The sequence below is a fragment of the Sphingopyxis sp. LC81 genome (assembly GCF_000756375.1).
GTDB lineage: Bacteria > Pseudomonadota > Alphaproteobacteria > Sphingomonadales > Sphingomonadaceae > Sphingopyxis.
On sequence record NZ_JNFD01000021.1, the window covers coordinates 348,083 to 363,568 of the forward strand.

Sequence of the window (15,486 nt, forward strand, 5' to 3'; positions counted from 1 at the left end):
CGATCCGGCGGCTGCATCGCCGTTTGCAGCAAGCTAAACGGGTTGCTCGACCGCGACGATCGTCAGCCGGTGTTCGATGCCGCCGCGATCGGGCCAGTTGATCGATTGGCCAACACTGAGGCCGATCAGGCCCGCCCCGATCGGCGTCAGGATCGACATCCGCCCGGCCGATATGTCGGCTTCGGCGGGATATACGAGGCGCACGGTTCGTTCGGCGCCGCTCTTTTCATCGATGAAGGTGACGCTGGAGCCCATGGTTACGACGTCGGGCGGGATTTTGGTGCGCTCGCAGATAGCAGCGCGATCGATCTCGTCGAGCAGCAATTCATAGAAGCGAACCGAATCGCGCTGCTGCTGCAGCGTCAGTTCGGTCAGCACGTCGGCTTCGCTGTCGATCATGCGGATATGGGGCATCGCGGCCCCGTTTTTCTTCTTGGTCATGGCGCGGACTTTCCGGCTGGCGCGCGGCAGTTTCCCGCGCGCGGCAATGTTGGACGGAAGGTGCCCCGGGTTCGGGGCGAGCGCGCCGGAACCCGGGGCTAAATGCCCGCGAGAAGTTGTCCCCCATGATGGCGGAAATGGAGAAGGCTGCGCCGAATCTGCATGGCCATGATGATGTGGCCGCGAGCGGCGGAAGTCAAATGACGGCCTAGAGGAGCCCCATCGCGCGGAAGCTGCGATAATCGGACCCGCCGATGATGATGTGATCGTGTAGCGCGATTCCCAGTTTCGCGGCGGCGCCCGCGATGTCCTTGGTGATCGCGATATCCTGCCGGCTCGGCTCGGGGCTGCCGCTGGGGTGGTTGTGGACAAGGATGATCGCCGAAGCGCCGAGTTCGAGCGCGCGCTTGATGACTTCGCGAACATAAATTGCCGACTGGTCGATCGATCCTTCGCTCGCGAGTTCGTCGCGGATCAGCATGTTACGCGAATTGAGATAGAGGACGCGGACGCGCTCGACGTCGATCGGCCCCATGTCGGCGCGCAGCCAGTCGAGCAGGGCATCCCAGCTTGAGAGCAGCGGCTTGTCGCGAAATTCGCCCTTGAGCAGGCGCAGGCTCGCGGCCTGGACGATCTTTATCGCGGCAATGCCGGTATCGCCGAGCCCGCCGACCCGGCGCAGCGATTCGGGATCGGCGCTGACAAGCTGCGCCAGCGAACCGAATTCGCGGAGCAGCGCTTTCGCGAGCGGCTTGGTGTCGCGGCGCGGGATTGCGAGCGTGAGCAGATATTCGACCAGCTCGTAATCGGCGAGGCCCTCGGCGTCGTCGAGCAGGCGAGCCCGCAACCGCGCGCGATGCCCCAGATGGTCCGGCGTATCCCCCATGACGTGGCAATAACCGCCTTGTGAGGCGCACTCAACGGTCATAGGGAAAGGAAGATGGCGAACCGGATCAATTTCCTGCATCGAAACGGGATTTCCGGCGTTTGTGCCCTGAACAGGGCTCGGGTCGAGGGACGAGATTTTGCCGCCATGACGTCATCGGCCATATTCCATGACTGACACGGAAGACGACGTAAAACCGCGGTGGAAATATCGCAAGCTGCTGTTCAAGAAGCGCTGGCTGACCGCGGGCGCCGTAATCATCCTCGTCGCAGGGGTCTGGATCGCGCGCGAGCCGATCGCCGATGAATTCATTCGCGACCAGCTCGAAAGCCGCGATGTTCCGGCGCGCTATACGATCGACCGGATCGGCTTTCGCAGCGAGCAACTGTCCAACATCATCATTGGCGACCCGAAGCGTCCCGATCTGACCGCGAAACGCGTCGAAGTCCTGCTCGGCTATGGCTGGCGCGGTCCCTATGTTTCAGGGATCAATGCCGAGGGCGTCCGGCTCTATGGCCGCTTCGTCGACGGCCGCCTGTCGTTCGGCTCGCTCGACAAGTTCCGCGATCCGACGAGCAAGGATCCGTTCGCTTTGCCCGACCTGTCGGTCGCGCTGCGCGATGCGCGGGCACGCGTTGAGACGCCGTGGGGCAATATCGGTGCGGCGCTGAATGGCGGCGGCAATTTGCGCCGCGACTTCACCGGCAAGCTCGCGCTCGTCGCGCCGCGCATTGCGGCGGCGGGGTGCAGCGGCGACGATATCAGCTTCTATGGCACGGTTCTCGTTCGCGATGTCCGGCCGCAGCTGGTCGGCCCTCTGCGCGGCCGCGCGCTTGCCTGCGCCGACGGGCGTGTCACCGCTGCATCGCCGCAAGTCGCGCTCGACCTCTCGCTCTCCGAAGATTTGCAGAGCTGGAAGGGCAAGGCCGACGCGAGCATCGCGCGGCTTGTCGCGGGGCCCGTCGCGGCCGACCGGATGGGCGTGGTCGCGGGCTTCGACGGCACCGCGGTGCTGACGAAGCTCGACATCAATGCCGACATGGCGCGCCTTCGCGGCGCCGATTTCGCGGCCGAGACGGTGAACCTCGAAGCGAAGGGCAGTGTCGGCAGCGCGGCGCCGAAATTCGACGGGCGGATTCGTTTCGCCCGCGCCAGCGGCAGCGCGGACTTGCGCCATTCGCTCGTCGAAAGCGCGCGCGGGCTGGCGGGCACGCCGGTGGGGCCGCTGGCGGCGAAGGCTGTCGGCGCGCTGAGCCGCGTGCTCGCCGACGCGAGCGGCAGCGCGGGCTTCGCGCTCGCGGGCGAGGGGCCGACGGCGCGCGTCGACCTGATCGCGCCCGAATTGACGAGCGCGAGCGGCGCACATTTCACCGGCAGCGCGGATAGCCGCATCGGCTATCTTTATGGCGCGGACGAGCCCGCGGTGATCGCGACGGGACGCTGGAGCATCGCGGGCGGCGATCTGCCCTCGGGAACGCTGAGTATCGATCGCAGCGCCGAGGGAAGGGTAACGGGGCTCGCCAGCTTCGATCCTTATAGCGCCGAAGGCGCGCGGCTGGCGCTGACGCCGGTGCGTTTTTCGGGCGGTGCGGGCGGGTTGCTGCGTTTTGCCGCAGCGGCGACACTGTCGGGGCCGCTCGCGGGCGGACGCGTCGAGCGGCTGAGGGTGCCGCTGAACGGCTTTCTTGCCCCGACCGGAGCGCTCGCATTCGACGGCGGATGCAGCCGCGTCGCAGCCGATCGGATCGAGGTCAGCGGCTTCCGGCTCGGCCGCAGTGCGATCGACCTGTGCAGCCGCCCGGGCGCGCCGCTGCTCAGCGCCGGGCCCGACGGGCTTCGCGGCGATATCCGCATACCCGGCATTGCGCTGCGCGGGACGAGTGGCAGTTCGCCATTCAGCTTGAAAAGCGGACCGGCGAATATCGACCTGTCCGCGATGCGCTGGTCGCTTGCGATGGCTGATATCCGGCTGGGTGAGGGTGAGAGCGTGACCCGCTTCAGCGCACAAAGCCTCAGCGGCCGTTCGACGCCGCAAGGCATGGCGGGCGACCTCAGCGGTGCGAGCGGCAAGATCGGCGCGGTGCCCCTGAACATGAGCGAGATTGCGGGCCAGTGGCGCTTCGCGAATGGCGCGCTGACGCTTGATGGCGGGTTGCTGCTCACCGATGCCGCACCTGATCCGCGCTTCTTCCCGTTGGTCAGTAATGATGCGAATCTGCGCTTCGCGAACGGGATGATCGAAGCGAAGGCGGGTTTCAACGAACAGAAGACCGGGACGAAAATCCTCGACACGCTGATCCGTCACCGGCTTTCCGACAGCAGCGGTTCGGCGGACCTCGTCGTCAAGGAACTGCGCTTCAACGAGGCGTTCCAGCCCGACCAGCTTACCAGCCTGGCGCTCGGCGTCGTCGCCAATGTCCAGGGATCGGTCGTCGGCGACGGGCGGATCGAATGGACCGCCGACGGCGTCACGAGCCACGGCACCTTCGCAACCGCCGATACCAGCCTCGCCGCGGCGTTCGGCCCGGTGACGGGGCTTACGACGACGGTCAGCTTCGACGATCTGATCGGCCTCAAAACCGCGCCGGGCCAGATCGCGAAGATCAAGGAATTGAATCCGGGCATCCCGGTGCTCGACGGCGAGATCGAATATCGGCTGCTCGGCGACAATCGCGTGCGGGTCGAGGGAGGGAGTTGGCCCTTTGGCGGCGGCAAGCTGCTCCTCCATCCGACCACGCTCGATTTCAGCGCGACCAACGCGCGGCGGCTGTCGTTCGATATCGTCGGGGTCGATGCGGCGGTGTTCCTGCAAAGCTTTGGCTTCGACAATATCAACGCGACGGGCGTCTTCGACGGGACGCTACCGGTCGAATTCGACGGCCTCGGCGGGCGCATCGTCAATGGCCGTATCGATTCGCGCGCCGGCGGCGGCACGCTCGCCTATGTCGGCGAATTGTCGAACCGCAATCTGGGGGTGATCGCCAATTTTGCCTTTGGCGCGCTGCGCAGCCTCAAATATGACGACCTCACGATCATATTGAACGGGGACCTCGACGGCGAAATGGTGACCGATATCCGCTTTGGCGGCGTGGGGCAGGGGGAAGGCGCGACGCGTAACTTCCTGACCAATCAGGTGGCGAAACTGCCGTTGATCTTCAATGTGAAGATTCGGGCGCCGTTCCGCCAGCTTTTGACGTCGGCGAAGGGATTTTACGATCCGTCGCTGCTGATCGAACAGAATCTGCCGGCCTTGATCCGCGCTCAGGAAGAAGCCGCAAAAGTAAAGATCGTCCCCGTTCAGCCCCCAGAAAGCGAGCCCGTGCAATGAAGATACCCAAGACTGGAGCTAGGAGGCTGACCATAGGCGATAGGTATGTTGCAGTAACGATCGGGGCGGCCGCGCTTGCGGGCTGCGTCCAGATCGACACTCCCGACAAGCCGATCGAAATCAACCTGAATATCAACATCCGTCAGGAAGTGGTGTACAGGCTGGATGGCGATGCCAAGAAGCTCATCGAGCAGAATAGCGAGATATTCTGATGGGGAATAAGAAGATGACCAAGACGATGTGGAAACCGACCGGACTGGCGCTTGCTGCGATCGCGGCGACCGCCGCCGTTGCACTGGCCGTGCCGTCGGCGATGGCGCAGCGCGATCCCGCCTATGCCGCCGCGCGCGCCGCAGGACAGATCGGCGAGCAGCCCGACGGCTATCTGGGCTTTGCGACCGCGCCGACGCCCGCGATCCGTGCGCTTGTCCAGGACCTCAATATCAAGCGCAAGGCGGCCTATACCGCGAGCGCGCAGTCGACCGGCAGCACGGTCGAGCAGTTCGCCTTTACCAGCGGCTGCAACCTGATCGCGCAGACCAAGCCGGGCGAGAAATATCAGACGCCCGGCGGCGCCTGGAAAACCCGCGACGGCAGCCCGCCCGAACGCGACGCGCGCTGCCCGTAACATACCAGAGTATATCGGAGCCTGCGGGCTCTCAGATGCCGCCGCGCCCCTAAACGCGGCGGCATTTTTGTGCAGCAGTGCCGCGCCAATTTTGTGCACCTGCGCACAAGCATTGACTTAATCGGGCGTCGTTCCTAAACGGACCGCGCCTTAGGGGTCCCCCGAATTTTCGGGCCTTTTTTCGCAGGCGGAATCGATGGATATCGGCTCTGTTTCAGGAGGATGGCGCAAATGACGGGGAATGGCAGCGATCCGGAACCAGCTTCGGAGGATTCGCGCCTGGTCTCGCTCGAAGAGCGATTGGACCGGGCCGAAGCCGCAGAAGCAAAACGGACCGCAGTGAACGCCGGACCGGAGACCGATGCGAATTACAAGCTCGGTAACCGCGTTCTGGCCGAACTGCTGGGCGGTATCGGTGGCGGCGCCTTGGTCGGTTGGACGATCGATCATTTTGCCGGCACCGCACCCTGGGGCCTGTTGGTGGTGCTGTTCCTCGGAATAGTCGTCGCCTTCAGAAGCATATTTCGGATAGCGAATATCCGGCCTTCAAAGCCGGATTGAAGCTGAGTTACTGGGATTTAGGCGAGGTATCGCGTGGCGGATCAAGGCAAAGTGGACCCGATGCACCAGTTCGAGGTGCAGAAGATGTTCGACATGTTCCATGTCGGCAATCATGAGGTTGCCTTTACGACCAGCGCGATGTGGATGGTCATCGCGGGCCTGCTCCTGTGGGTCTTCATGATCGGCGGGATGAAGCGCCAGCTCGTCCCCGGTCGCTGGCAGGTCGCCGTCGAGGGCTTCACCGGCTTCATTTCGGGCATGATGAACGCGAATATCGGTCCCGAAGGCCGCAAATATACGCCCTATGTCTTCTCGCTCTTCATGTTCATCCTGATGCTGAACGTGATCGGGCTGATGCCGCTCGGCCTGTTCGGCGTGCATCCCTTTACCGTGACGAGCCACTTCACGATCACCGGTTTCCTCGCGATCCTGAGCTTCTCGATCGTGCTGATCGTCGGTTTCTGGCGCCACGGCCTGCATTTCTTCTCGCTGTTCGTCCCGCATGGCACGCCCTGGTGGCTGCTGTGGCTGATCCCCGTGATCGAGCTGGTGTCGTTCCTCGTCCGTCCGTTCAGCCTTGCTCTCCGACTGTTCGTCGCGATGACCGCGGGCCACGTGCTGATGAAGGTGTTCGCCTCGTTCATCATCGACGGGATCGCCGCCGGTCCGGCTGTCGGCCTTGGCGTCGGCATCCCCAGCATGGCGCTGATGGTCGGCATCAGCGGCCTCGAGCTGCTGGTCGCGGGTATCCAGGCTTATGTGTTCGCGCTGCTCACGTCGCTCTATCTGAACGACGCGGTCAATCTGCACTGATATTTCAACTGTATAATCAACGTTTTTCCCAAGGAGTATAAAATGGACGTTCAAGCTGCTTCGCTCATCGGCGCCGGTCTGGCCGCTATCGGTGCCGGTATGGCCGCCATCGGTGTGGGCAACGTCTTCGGTAGCTTCCTCGAAAGCGCGCTGCGTAACCCGGCTGCCGCCGACGGCCAGCAGGGCCGCCTGTTCATCGGCTTCGCGGCTGCCGAACTTCTCGGCCTGCTGTCGTTCCTGATCGCAATCCTGCTGTACCTCAAGGCAGCCTGATTTCGTCTGCGGGGCCGGCTCGCTAAAGGCCGGCCCCGCGACTGCTTTTCTTTTGTCGGTCGAGTAAATCCATGCCTCAAATCAGCCAATTCGCTGAAAGCTGGTACGCCGCATCGCAGATTTTCTGGGTGCTGCTGACCTTCGGCTTCGTCTTTTTCGTCATCGGCCGCGGCATGCTGCCGAAGATCGAGGCGACGGTGGACGCACGCGACCGCAAGGTTGCGGACGATCTGGCCGCGGCCAAGGCTGCGCATGCTGCCGCCGACAACCTCGAAGAAAGCTACCGCCAGCAGAGCGACGCAAGCCGCGCTGCTGCGCAAAAGGCGGTGACCGACGCCAAGGACAAGGCCGCGAAAGACGCCGAAAAGCGTCTAGCGAAGGTCGACGCCGAACTCGCCGACAAGCTGTCGGCGGCCGAAGCGGACGTCAACGCGGCGCGCACTTCGGCGATGGCTGAGATTGAATCGGTTGCGGCCGAAGCAGCGGGCGACCTCGTCGCCAAGCTGTCGGGCGTGAACGTCGCTGCGGCGGATGCCAAGGCAGCGGTGAAGGCGGTGCTCCATGGCTAATGTTCTGACCATATTGTCCGAAGCTGCGGGCGAAGTGCATGCCGAGCCGGCATCGTTCGGTTTCATCGACGCGACCGTCTGGGTCTCCATCGCGATGGCGATCTTCATCGCGATCCTGTTGTGGAAGAAGGTGCCGGCGATGGTCGCGGGCATGCTCGACAACAAGATTGCCGAGATTTCGAAGCAGCTGAAGGAAGCCGAAGCGCTCCGCCTCGACGCCGAATCGCTGAAGGCGGAGTATGAAGCGAAGCTCGCCGACGCGGCTAAGGAAGCCGACGAAATGCGTGCCCGCGCCGATGCCGAGGCCGAAGCGCTCGTCACCAAGGCGAAGGCTGATGCGACCGCGCTGATCGCACGCCGCAAGCAGATGGCCGAAGACCGCATCGCCGCGGCCGAAGCCGGCGCGCTTGCCGAAGTCCGCACCGCGGCTGCGAAGGCCGCGACCGAAGCGGCGGCGAAGCTGATCGCCGACAAGCATGACGCCGCGGCCGACAAGGCGCTGGTCGATCAGGCTATCGCGGGCGTCGCCAAGGGCTGAGCCTTTCGACATTGCCGATTACCGAAACGCCCGCGGTTTCCGCGGGCGTTTTGTTTTGGGGGTCTAGTTAACGCCGGCCAACCCCGCGACCCACGCCTTTGTCGCGGGGAAATTGTCCATGGCGCGCTGATATCCCGCGCGCGCCGTGGTTCGGTCGATATAATCCAGCTCCGCCGCGCCGAAAGTGAAGCCGGTTGTGCGCTGGGCGAATTGGAGAGCGTAGGTCACCGAAATGTCGGCCGCGGTAAAATCGTCGCCCGCGATATGGGACGTACGCGCAAGCTGGCGGCTCACGAGGCCGAGGCGGCTCCTGAAGATGTCGAGCGCCCACTCCGTCGTCCGGTTCTCCCGTTGATTTTCGGGTGCGAGGATGTGCGTCGCGACAATGGCGTTGATCGGACCCGCGAGCCCGGCTTCGCCCATATGAAGAAACTGCTGGTAGACGGGGAACGTCGGGTCGTCCGGCGTCGGTGCGAACGGGGTCGGTCCGTAGCGCGCAAGCAGATACTCCATGATCGCGATCGATTCGACCATCACCGTGTCGCCGTCGACGATCGCAGGGATGAAGCCGGCAGGGTTGATCGCCAGAAATTCGCTGTCCTTCTCGAGGCCGTCGAGCAGATCGACCGGCCGCATATTATAGGGACGCCCCATTTCTTCGAGCAGCCAGGCGACACGGAAGCCGCGGCCTTCGCCATAGAGGGTGATCATGCCTGCAATCCTCAGAACTGGATCATGATGCGCCGCGCGAGCGCGGGCGAGACACTGTGGACGAACTGCAACATCTTCACCATCCCCGCGTTGACCTCGCTCTTGCCGGTACGGATGCCGCGGACGATTTCGGCGGCGCAGTCGTGCGCGCTCATCTTCTTGCCCGCACGGCCCGCGGTCATGTTCGTCTCGACGACCGGCGGCAGCGCCTCGATCACCCGAACATTGCTGTCTTTCAGCAGATACCGGATCGCCTGCGTATAGCTGCGCAGCCCCGCCTTGGTTGCGCAATAGACCGACCCACCCGCGCGCGGCGCGATCGCGAGGCCCGAGGTGACGTTGACGATTGCCGCTTCGGGCTGCGCGCGCAGCGACGGCAGCAGCCGCGTACACAGCATGATCGGCGCATCGAGGTTGGTGCGGATGCAATGCGCCGCATTCTCCAGCGTTTCGGGCTTATCGAACTCATATTCGCTGCCTACCCCGGCATTGTTGACGAGCAGCGCAAGCGGTTTGCCCTCCACGCCGCTCACGACGGCATCGATTCCCGCCGGAGTCGACAAATCGCCCGCGATCGTGCCGAAACCGAGCGTCGTCATCGCCTGCAATTTCTCGGCCGAACGCCCCGTGACGATCACATTCGCGCCCGCGCCCTGTAGCTGCAGCGCGATCTCGCGGCCGATCCCGTCGCTGCCGCCGGTCACCAGCGCGAGTTTTCCTCGAAGTTCCATAAGACCCCTCCTATGTTTTACGTCGCGCACTATGGCGGGCCGCACCGCCATCGCCTACATGCAAAATCATGGCTCGCCCGAACGCTCCCGACCGATTCAACGAAGAAAAAGCGACCTATGTTATCCGCGGCGGCGAGGGCGAGGGCGACCAGCCCGACCTTGAGCGCGGTGCCGAGGCGATCCGCAGCGTCGTGCGCAAATTGCCGACGCGTCCCGGCGTGTACCGCATGCTCGATGCACGTGGCGACGTGCTGTACGTCGGCAAGGCGCGCGCGCTCAAAAACCGGGTGAGCAATTACACGCAGGTCGCCCGGCTGCCGCAGCGGCTGCAGCGCATGGTGTCGCAGACGCGCGCGATGGAGATCGTCACGACGACGAGCGAGGCCGAGGCGCTGCTGCTCGAAGCCCAGCTGATCAAGCGATACCGCCCGCCGTACAATGTGCTGCTGCGCGACGACAAAAGCTTCCCCTTCATCCTGCTGCGCACCGACCATGATTTCCCGCGCGTGCAGAAACATCGCGGCGCGCGGCGCGCGAAGGGGCGCTATTATGGGCCGTTCGCAAGCGCAGGCTCGGTCCACCAGACGCTCAATGCGTTGCAGAAGACCTTTCTGCTCAGGAGCTGCACCGACAGCTTCTTCGCCAACCGCTCGCGCCCGTGCCTGCTGTATCAAATCAAGCGGTGCAGCGCGCCGTGCGTCGACCGCATCTCGAAGGAGGATTATGCCGGGCTGGTGAGCGACGCGCAGGATTTCCTCGAGGGGCGTTCGACGGCAGTCCAGAAGCGGCTGGGGGCGGCGATGACGCAGGCCGCCGAGGCGATGGATTTCGAACAGGCCGCGGTGATCCGCGACCGGCTGAAATCGCTGACCTTCATTCAGGGCAGCCAGTCGGTGCACGCCGACGGGCTCGGCGACGCCGATGTCTTCGCGCTCGCCGCGAAGGGTGGGCAGCTCTGCATCGCGGGCTTCTTTATCCGCGGCGGGCAGAATTGGGGGCATCGCAGCTTCTTCCCCGCGCATGTCGCGGGTGTGCCCGAGGCGGAGGTCATGGCGAGCTTCCTGATGCAATTTTACGAAGGCGTGCCGCCACCGAAGCTGATCCTCGTCGACCGCGAGCCCGAGGAATGCGCGCTGCTCGCCGAGGCGCTGGCCGAAAGCGGCAGCCGCAAGATCGAGATCAGCGTGCCGCAGCGCGGCAATCGCCGCCGCCTGCTCGAACAAGCGGTGCGCAACGCGGGCGAGGAACTCGACCGTCGGCTGGCCGAGAGCAGCAGTCAGGCGAAGCTCGGGCGCGAACTTGCCGAGCTGTTCGATCTGGAGAATCCGCCGCGGCGCATCGAAATCTACGACAACAGCCACATTCAGGGCACCAATGCGCTCGGCGCGATGGTGGTCGCGGGGCCCGAAGGCTGGATCAAGGGCGCGTACCGCAAGTTCAACATCAAGCGCGCCGAGACGATGCCCGGAGACGATTTCGCGATGATGCGCGAGGTGTTCGAACGCCGTTTCGCGCGCGCCATCGAAGAGGATCCCGAGCGGACGAAGGGCGAATGGCCCGACCTCGTGCTGATCGATGGCGGCAAGGGGCAGGTGTCGGCGGCGGGCGCTGTGCTTGCCGAGCTTGGTATCGACGATCTGACATATATCGGCGTCGCCAAGGGCCCGGACCGCAATGCCGGGCGCGAGACTTTCTATCACCCCGACGGGCGCGAATTCACGCTGCCGCCGAACAACGCCGTGCTGTTTTACATCCAGCGCCTTCGCGACGAGGCGCACCGCTTCGCGATCGGCGCGCACCGGCAGAAGCGTGCGAAGGCGATGGGGTCGTCGCCGCTCGACGAGGTTCCGGGCATCGGTCCGTCGCGCAAGAAGGCGCTGCTGATGCACTTCGGCACGGCGCGTGCGGTACGCGGTGCAAGTCTGGAAGACTTGCAGAAAGCGCCGGGGGTCAGCGCGGCGGTCGCGCAGGCGGTGCATGATTTCTATCATTCGGGACGGTGAGGGGAATATTATGGATTTTGCAGCAGCCATGCCGCTCGCGGGAACGCTGGGCGTCACTATCCACGAAGGCAGCAAGGACCGTGTCGCGGGCAAACTGCCGGTGCGCGCCGAAGTCTGCACGGCGGGCGGGATCGTTCATGGCGGGGCGATCATGGCCTTCGCCGATTGCCTCGGCGCGGTCGGTGCCTTCCTAACCTTGCCCGAAGGTGCGAGCGGGACGACAACCATCGAGAGCAAAACCAATTTCCTCGGCGCAGGGCCCGTCGGGTCGGTGCTCGTCGGCGAAGCGACACCGGTGAAGATCGGCAAGCGCCTGTCGGTGTGGCAGACGCGCATCCGTACCGAAGATGGCGCCGAGGTCGCGCTGGTGACGCAGACGCAGATGGTGCTTTGGCCAGCCTGACCGCCGATGCCATCGTCTGCGCGGTCCGCGCGCATGGCGAGCATGGCGCCATCCTGCGCGCGTTGACCGAGGAGGCGGGGCTGGTTGCCGGCTATGTCCGCGGCGGACGCTCGCGGCGGGTGCGACCAATCCTGGTGCCGGGCAATCTGATCGCGCTCGAGCTGCGCGCGCGAACCGAAGAACAGCTTGGCGGTGCAACCGTGGAGCTTCTGGAAAGTCGCGCGCCGCTGCTCGCCGAACCGTTAGCGGCCGCCGCGATCGACTGGTTGACGAGCCTCACCGCGGCGACCTTGCCCGAAAGCCAGCCTTATCCAGCGCTCTATTCGGCCTTGTCGGCCGTTCTGGACGCGGTCGGCGTGGCTTCTTCGGCGCGGCAATGGGCCGCGGCGCTGGCGCGCTACGAGTTGCTGCTACTCGCCGAATTGGGCTTCGGGCTGAACCTTGAGGAATGCGTCGTGACGGGCTCGCCCGACAATCTCGCGTTTATAAGCCCCAAATCGGGCGGCGCAGTGAGTGCCGGCGCTGCGGCGGGTTATGAAGAACGGCTGTTTCGCCTGCCGCCGTTTTTGCGCGGACAAGATGCCAGTCCGCCGATGGCCGACGTCCTCGATGGCCTGATCATCACGGGCTATTTCCTCGACCGCGACATTCTCGACGGGCGCAACCGCGACTTGCTGACCGTAAGGGAAAGATTGGTCGATCGGCTGGGCAGGGCGGTTGCGTGACGCGCCGCCGCTGTCTAAGCGGCTGGCGAGACACGAAAGGGCGACACGTTGAAAATCCTGCTGCTGGCTGGCGATGGTATCGGTCCGGAAATCATGGTGGAGGCCGAGAAGGTCCTAACCGCGCTCGCATTACCGGTGACGCTCGACCGCGCGCTCGTCGGCGGCGCAGCGTATGAAGCGACTGGCCACCCGCTGCCCCCCGAAACGCTGGCGAAGGCGAAAGCCGCCGATGCGCTCCTGTTCGGTGCCGTCGGCGATCCGCGCTTCGACAATGTCGAACGCCATTTGCGTCCCGAGCAGGCGATCCTCGGCTTGCGCGCCGAACTCGGCCTGTTCGCCAATTTGCGTCCCGCCAAGCTGTTCGCGGGACTCGAAGACAGCTCGGCGCTCCGTCCCGAAGTGGCGTCGGCGATCGACCTGCTGATCGTCCGCGAACTCAACGGCGACGTCTATTTCGGCGAAAAGGGCACGCGCACGACCGCGGATGGGCAGCGCGAAGGCTATGACGTCATGTCGTACAGCGAAAGCGAAGTGCGGCGCATCGCGCATGTCGCCTTCCGCGCGGCGCAGGGTCGTCAAAAGCGGCTGTGTTCGGTCGACAAGGCGAATGTACTCGAAACCTCGCAGCTCTGGCGCGACGTCGTGATCGAGGTCGCAGCCGATTACCCCGATGTGGCGCTGACCCACATGTATGTCGACAACGCCGCGATGCAGCTGGTGCGCAATCCGGGCCAGTTCGACGTCGTCGTCACCGGCAACCTCTTTGGCGATATCCTTTCCGATCAGGCGTCGATGTGCGTCGGGTCGATCGGACTTCTGGCGTCGGCTTCGCTCAGCGACGGCAAGCTGGGATTGTACGAACCGATCCACGGCAGCGCGCCCGATATCGCGGGCAAGGGCGTTGCCAATCCCTTGGCGATGATACTGTCGCTCGCGATGCTGCTGCGCCATTCGGGCGGCGACGAGGCAAGCGCGGCGCGGATCGAGGCGGCAGTGGCCAAGGTGCTGGCGGACGGGTGCCGCGGTGCGGATCTGGGGGGCAATATGGGAACGGCGGCATTGGGCGATGCGGTCGTGGCGGCGCTTGGTCGGTGACCGAGCTTCGCGGCGAACATCTACTGCTCCGTCCTTTCGAGCCGGACGACGCACCGGCGCTCGCTGCGATCGCGGGACAGCGTGCGATCGCCGACACGATGATCTCGGTTGCCCATCCTTTTGACGTCGACATGGCGTACGCTTGGATTGAACAACTCGGCGCAAATGATCGACGCCAATCTTTTGCCGTTGTCGCGGACGGCTCGCTCGTGGGCTATGCCGGCTTGCACGATATCGACCATGAGCATGGACTTGCTGAAATCAGCTTTTGGACCGATCCTGCATGCCAGGGGCGCGGCTTGGCCGCCCAGGCTGCGCAATTATTGCTCGACCACGCATTCGGCGGACTGGGCCTGAACCGGGTGCAGGCCTTTCACATGACGCGCAATCCCGCATCCGGGCGACTGTTGGCGCGGTTAGGGTTTAGTGAGGAAGGTGTGATGCGCCAGCGTGTGCGCAAGTGGGATCGGTTCGAGGACGTAGTAATCTGGGCATTGCTGGCAGACGACCCGCGCGGTTCGAACGCCTTGCAACCCAAGGATGGAGCAGGCAGGGCGAGCGAATGAAGAAGACAACGGGTTTCGATCGTAGCAAGACACGTAACTGGCACCCCGCGACGCAGGCGGTGCGCGGCGGGACGTGGCGCAGTGAGCATGGCGAGACGTCGGAAGCGCTCTTCCTGACCTCGGGCTACACCTACGACAGCGCCGAGGAAGTCGCGGCGCGCTTTGCCGGCGAAGAACAGGGCATGACCTATTCGCGCCTCCAGAACCCGACCGTTTCGATGCTCGAAGAACGCATCGCGTTGATGGAAGGCGCCGAAGCGTGCCGCACGCAAGCGACCGGGATGGCCGCGATGACGACCGCCTTGCTCTGCCAGCTCTCGGCGGGCGACCATATCGTCGCGGCAAAGGCCGCCTTCGGGTCGTGCCGCTGGCTCGTCGACCATCTCTGCCCGCGCTTCGGCATCGAGACGACGGTCGTCGACGGCCGCGACAATGACGCGTGGGAAAAGGCGATCAAGCCGAACACGAAAGTCTTTTTCTTCGAAACCCCCGCCAACCCGACGATGGACATCGTCGACATGAAGCATGTGTGCGGCCTCGCGAAGGCGCATGGCATCACGACCGTGGTCGACAATGCCTTTGCGACCGCGGTGCTCCAGCGCCCGATGGATTTCGGCGCCGATGTCGTCGCTTATTCGGCGACCAAGCTCATGGAAGGGCAGGGCCGCGTCCTCGCCGGTGCGGTGTGCGGAACCGAGAAATTCATCAACGACGTGCTGCTGCCGTTCCAGCGCAACACGGGGCCGAACCTGTCGCCGTTCAATGCGTGGGTGGTGCTCAAAGGCCTCGAGACGCTCGATCTGCGCGCGCGGCGCCAGTCGGAAAATGCGCTTGCGGTCGGCAAGGCGATCGAGGGCCGCGTTGCACGCATGCTCCATCCGGGGCTGGCCAGCCATCCGCAGCATAATCTGGCGATGAGCCAATCGAGCGCGTGCGGGCCGATCTTTTCCTTCGTGCTCGATGGCGGCCGCGAACAGGCGATGGCGTTCCTCAACGCGCTCGAACTCGTCGACATCAGCAACAATATCGGCGATTCGCGCAGCCTCTGTTGCCACCCCTGGTCGACGACGCATTATGGTGTGAGCGAAGAAGCCCGTATCGACATGGGCGTCGTCGAGGGTATGCTGCGCATCAATATCGGCCTCGAAGATCCGCGCGACGTGATCGCCGATCTGGACCAGGCATTGACCAAGGTGGGGCTTTGAGCGACGCTGA

General features: G+C 64.4%; 18 protein-coding genes. 14 read left to right on the top strand and 4 right to left on the bottom strand.

Annotated elements, in window-relative coordinates:
* Positions 1-33: 33 nt before the first annotated feature.
* Positions 34-441: a nucleoside diphosphate kinase regulator gene (gene rnk / locus FG91_RS12075; RefSeq protein WP_037515199.1), complete on the bottom strand. Its 408-nt coding sequence runs from the start codon at positions 439-441 to the stop codon at positions 34-36.
* A gap of 208 nt (positions 442-649) precedes the next feature.
* Entirely contained in the window at positions 650-1,327 is a 678-nt protein-coding gene (gene radC, locus FG91_RS12080) for a RadC family protein (protein ID WP_037515201.1), read from the bottom strand.
* Positions 1,328-1,496: 169 nt separating this feature from the next.
* Between radC and FG91_RS12085 the strand changes: the two genes are divergently transcribed.
* The 8 genes from FG91_RS12085 to FG91_RS12120 all read left to right on the top strand — a co-directional run bounded on the left by FG91_RS12085 (position 1,497) and on the right by FG91_RS12120 (position 8,037).
* On the top strand, positions 1,497-4,655 hold the full coding sequence (locus FG91_RS12085) for a YdbH domain-containing protein (protein WP_037515202.1): 3,159 nt from the start codon (positions 1,497-1,499) through the stop codon (positions 4,653-4,655).
* Positions 4,652-4,867, top strand: a complete 216-nt coding sequence (locus tag FG91_RS12090; protein ID WP_052187537.1) for a YnbE family lipoprotein — start codon at positions 4,652-4,654, stop codon at positions 4,865-4,867. The genes FG91_RS12085 and FG91_RS12090 overlap by 4 nt, the downstream gene beginning before the upstream one ends.
* A gap of 14 nt (positions 4,868-4,881) precedes the next feature.
* Positions 4,882-5,283, top strand: a complete 402-nt coding sequence (locus FG91_RS12095) for a YdbL family protein (protein ID WP_052187556.1) — start codon at positions 4,882-4,884, stop codon at positions 5,281-5,283.
* 231 nt (positions 5,284-5,514) lie between these two features.
* On the top strand, positions 5,515-5,844 hold the full coding sequence (locus FG91_RS12100) for an AtpZ/AtpI family protein (protein ID WP_037515490.1): 330 nt from the start codon (positions 5,515-5,517) through the stop codon (positions 5,842-5,844).
* Positions 5,845-5,904: 60 nt separating this feature from the next.
* Complete coding sequence (locus FG91_RS12105) at positions 5,905-6,657, top strand: F0F1 ATP synthase subunit A (RefSeq protein WP_052187538.1); 753 nt, start codon at positions 5,905-5,907, stop codon at positions 6,655-6,657.
* Between the two features lie 42 nt (positions 6,658-6,699).
* Positions 6,700-6,930: a F0F1 ATP synthase subunit C gene (locus FG91_RS12110; protein ID WP_037515205.1), complete on the top strand. Its 231-nt coding sequence runs from the start codon at positions 6,700-6,702 to the stop codon at positions 6,928-6,930.
* Between the two features lie 71 nt (positions 6,931-7,001).
* Positions 7,002-7,499 carry a F0F1 ATP synthase subunit B family protein gene (locus tag FG91_RS12115; RefSeq protein ID WP_037515206.1) on the top strand — a complete coding sequence of 166 codons (498 nt, stop codon included), beginning with the start codon at positions 7,002-7,004 and terminating at the stop codon, positions 7,497-7,499.
* Entirely contained in the window at positions 7,492-8,037 is a 546-nt protein-coding gene (locus FG91_RS12120) for a F0F1 ATP synthase subunit B family protein (RefSeq protein WP_037515207.1), read from the top strand. Before FG91_RS12115 ends, FG91_RS12120 begins: the two co-directional genes overlap by 8 nt.
* A gap of 63 nt (positions 8,038-8,100) precedes the next feature.
* Here the strand turns inward: FG91_RS12120 and FG91_RS12125 are convergent, their stop codons facing one another.
* Entirely contained in the window at positions 8,101-8,748 is a 648-nt protein-coding gene (locus FG91_RS12125; RefSeq protein WP_037515208.1) for a glutathione S-transferase family protein, read from the bottom strand.
* 11 nt (positions 8,749-8,759) lie between these two features.
* A complete protein-coding gene (locus FG91_RS12130) occupies positions 8,760-9,479 on the bottom strand; it encodes an SDR family oxidoreductase (protein WP_037515210.1) in 720 nt (239 codons plus the stop codon).
* Between the two features lie 68 nt (positions 9,480-9,547).
* Between FG91_RS12130 and uvrC the strand changes: the two genes are divergently transcribed.
* Genes uvrC through FG91_RS12160 form a run of 6 tightly spaced genes read left to right on the top strand, consistent with a single transcriptional unit; the run spans position 9,548 to position 15,476 of the window.
* Positions 9,548-11,482: an excinuclease ABC subunit UvrC gene (gene uvrC / locus FG91_RS12135; RefSeq protein ID WP_037515211.1), complete on the top strand. Its 1,935-nt coding sequence runs from the start codon at positions 9,548-9,550 to the stop codon at positions 11,480-11,482.
* 10 nt (positions 11,483-11,492) lie between these two features.
* On the top strand, positions 11,493-11,885 hold the full coding sequence (locus FG91_RS12140; protein ID WP_037515213.1) for a PaaI family thioesterase: 393 nt from the start codon (positions 11,493-11,495) through the stop codon (positions 11,883-11,885).
* Complete coding sequence (recO, locus tag FG91_RS12145; protein ID WP_037515214.1) at positions 11,873-12,610, top strand: DNA repair protein RecO; 738 nt, start codon at positions 11,873-11,875, stop codon at positions 12,608-12,610. The genes FG91_RS12140 and recO overlap by 13 nt, the downstream gene beginning before the upstream one ends.
* 48 nt (positions 12,611-12,658) lie before the next feature.
* Positions 12,659-13,705, top strand: coding sequence for a 3-isopropylmalate dehydrogenase (gene leuB / locus FG91_RS12150; protein ID WP_037515215.1), 1,047 nt, complete (start codon positions 12,659-12,661; stop codon positions 13,703-13,705).
* Positions 13,702-14,271, top strand: coding sequence for a GNAT family N-acetyltransferase (locus FG91_RS12155; RefSeq protein WP_037515217.1), 570 nt, complete (start codon positions 13,702-13,704; stop codon positions 14,269-14,271). The genes leuB and FG91_RS12155 overlap by 4 nt, the downstream gene beginning before the upstream one ends.
* The gene (locus FG91_RS12160; protein WP_037515220.1) at positions 14,268-15,476 is read left to right on the top strand and encodes a trans-sulfuration enzyme family protein; all 1,209 of its coding nucleotides are present in this window, start codon (positions 14,268-14,270) and stop codon (positions 15,474-15,476) included. Before FG91_RS12155 ends, FG91_RS12160 begins: the two co-directional genes overlap by 4 nt.
* The last annotated feature ends 10 nt before the right edge of the window (positions 15,477-15,486 follow it).

Excerpts from the sequence above, each read along its gene's own strand:
- uvrC (WP_037515211.1), top strand. The coding sequence starts at position 9,548 with ATGGCTCGCCCGAACGCTCCCGACCGATTCAACGAAGAAAAAGCGACC.
- FG91_RS12110 (WP_037515205.1), top strand. The coding sequence starts at position 6,700 with ATGGACGTTCAAGCTGCTTCGCTCATCGGCGCCGGTCTGGCCGCTATC.
- FG91_RS12120 (WP_037515207.1), top strand. The coding sequence starts at position 7,492 with ATGGCTAATGTTCTGACCATATTGTCCGAAGCTGCGGGCGAAGTGCAT.
- FG91_RS12160 (WP_037515220.1), top strand. The coding sequence starts at position 14,268 with ATGAAGAAGACAACGGGTTTCGATCGTAGCAAGACACGTAACTGGCAC.
- FG91_RS12125 (WP_037515208.1), bottom strand. The coding sequence starts at position 8,748 with ATGATCACCCTCTATGGCGAAGGCCGCGGCTTCCGTGTCGCCTGGCTG.
- FG91_RS12115 (WP_037515206.1), top strand. The coding sequence starts at position 7,002 with ATGCCTCAAATCAGCCAATTCGCTGAAAGCTGGTACGCCGCATCGCAG.
- FG91_RS12090 (WP_052187537.1), top strand. The coding sequence starts at position 4,652 with ATGAAGATACCCAAGACTGGAGCTAGGAGGCTGACCATAGGCGATAGG.
- FG91_RS12100 (WP_037515490.1), top strand. The coding sequence starts at position 5,515 with ATGACGGGGAATGGCAGCGATCCGGAACCAGCTTCGGAGGATTCGCGC.
- FG91_RS12085 (WP_037515202.1), top strand. The coding sequence starts at position 1,497 with ATGACTGACACGGAAGACGACGTAAAACCGCGGTGGAAATATCGCAAG.
- FG91_RS12105 (WP_052187538.1), top strand. The coding sequence starts at position 5,905 with ATGCACCAGTTCGAGGTGCAGAAGATGTTCGACATGTTCCATGTCGGC.
- FG91_RS12140 (WP_037515213.1), top strand. The coding sequence starts at position 11,493 with ATGGATTTTGCAGCAGCCATGCCGCTCGCGGGAACGCTGGGCGTCACT.
- FG91_RS12130 (WP_037515210.1), bottom strand. The coding sequence starts at position 9,479 with ATGGAACTTCGAGGAAAACTCGCGCTGGTGACCGGCGGCAGCGACGGG.
- rnk (WP_037515199.1), bottom strand. The coding sequence starts at position 441 with ATGACCAAGAAGAAAAACGGGGCCGCGATGCCCCATATCCGCATGATC.
- FG91_RS12095 (WP_052187556.1), top strand. The coding sequence starts at position 4,882 with ATGACCAAGACGATGTGGAAACCGACCGGACTGGCGCTTGCTGCGATC.
- radC (WP_037515201.1), bottom strand. The coding sequence starts at position 1,327 with ATGGGGGATACGCCGGACCATCTGGGGCATCGCGCGCGGTTGCGGGCT.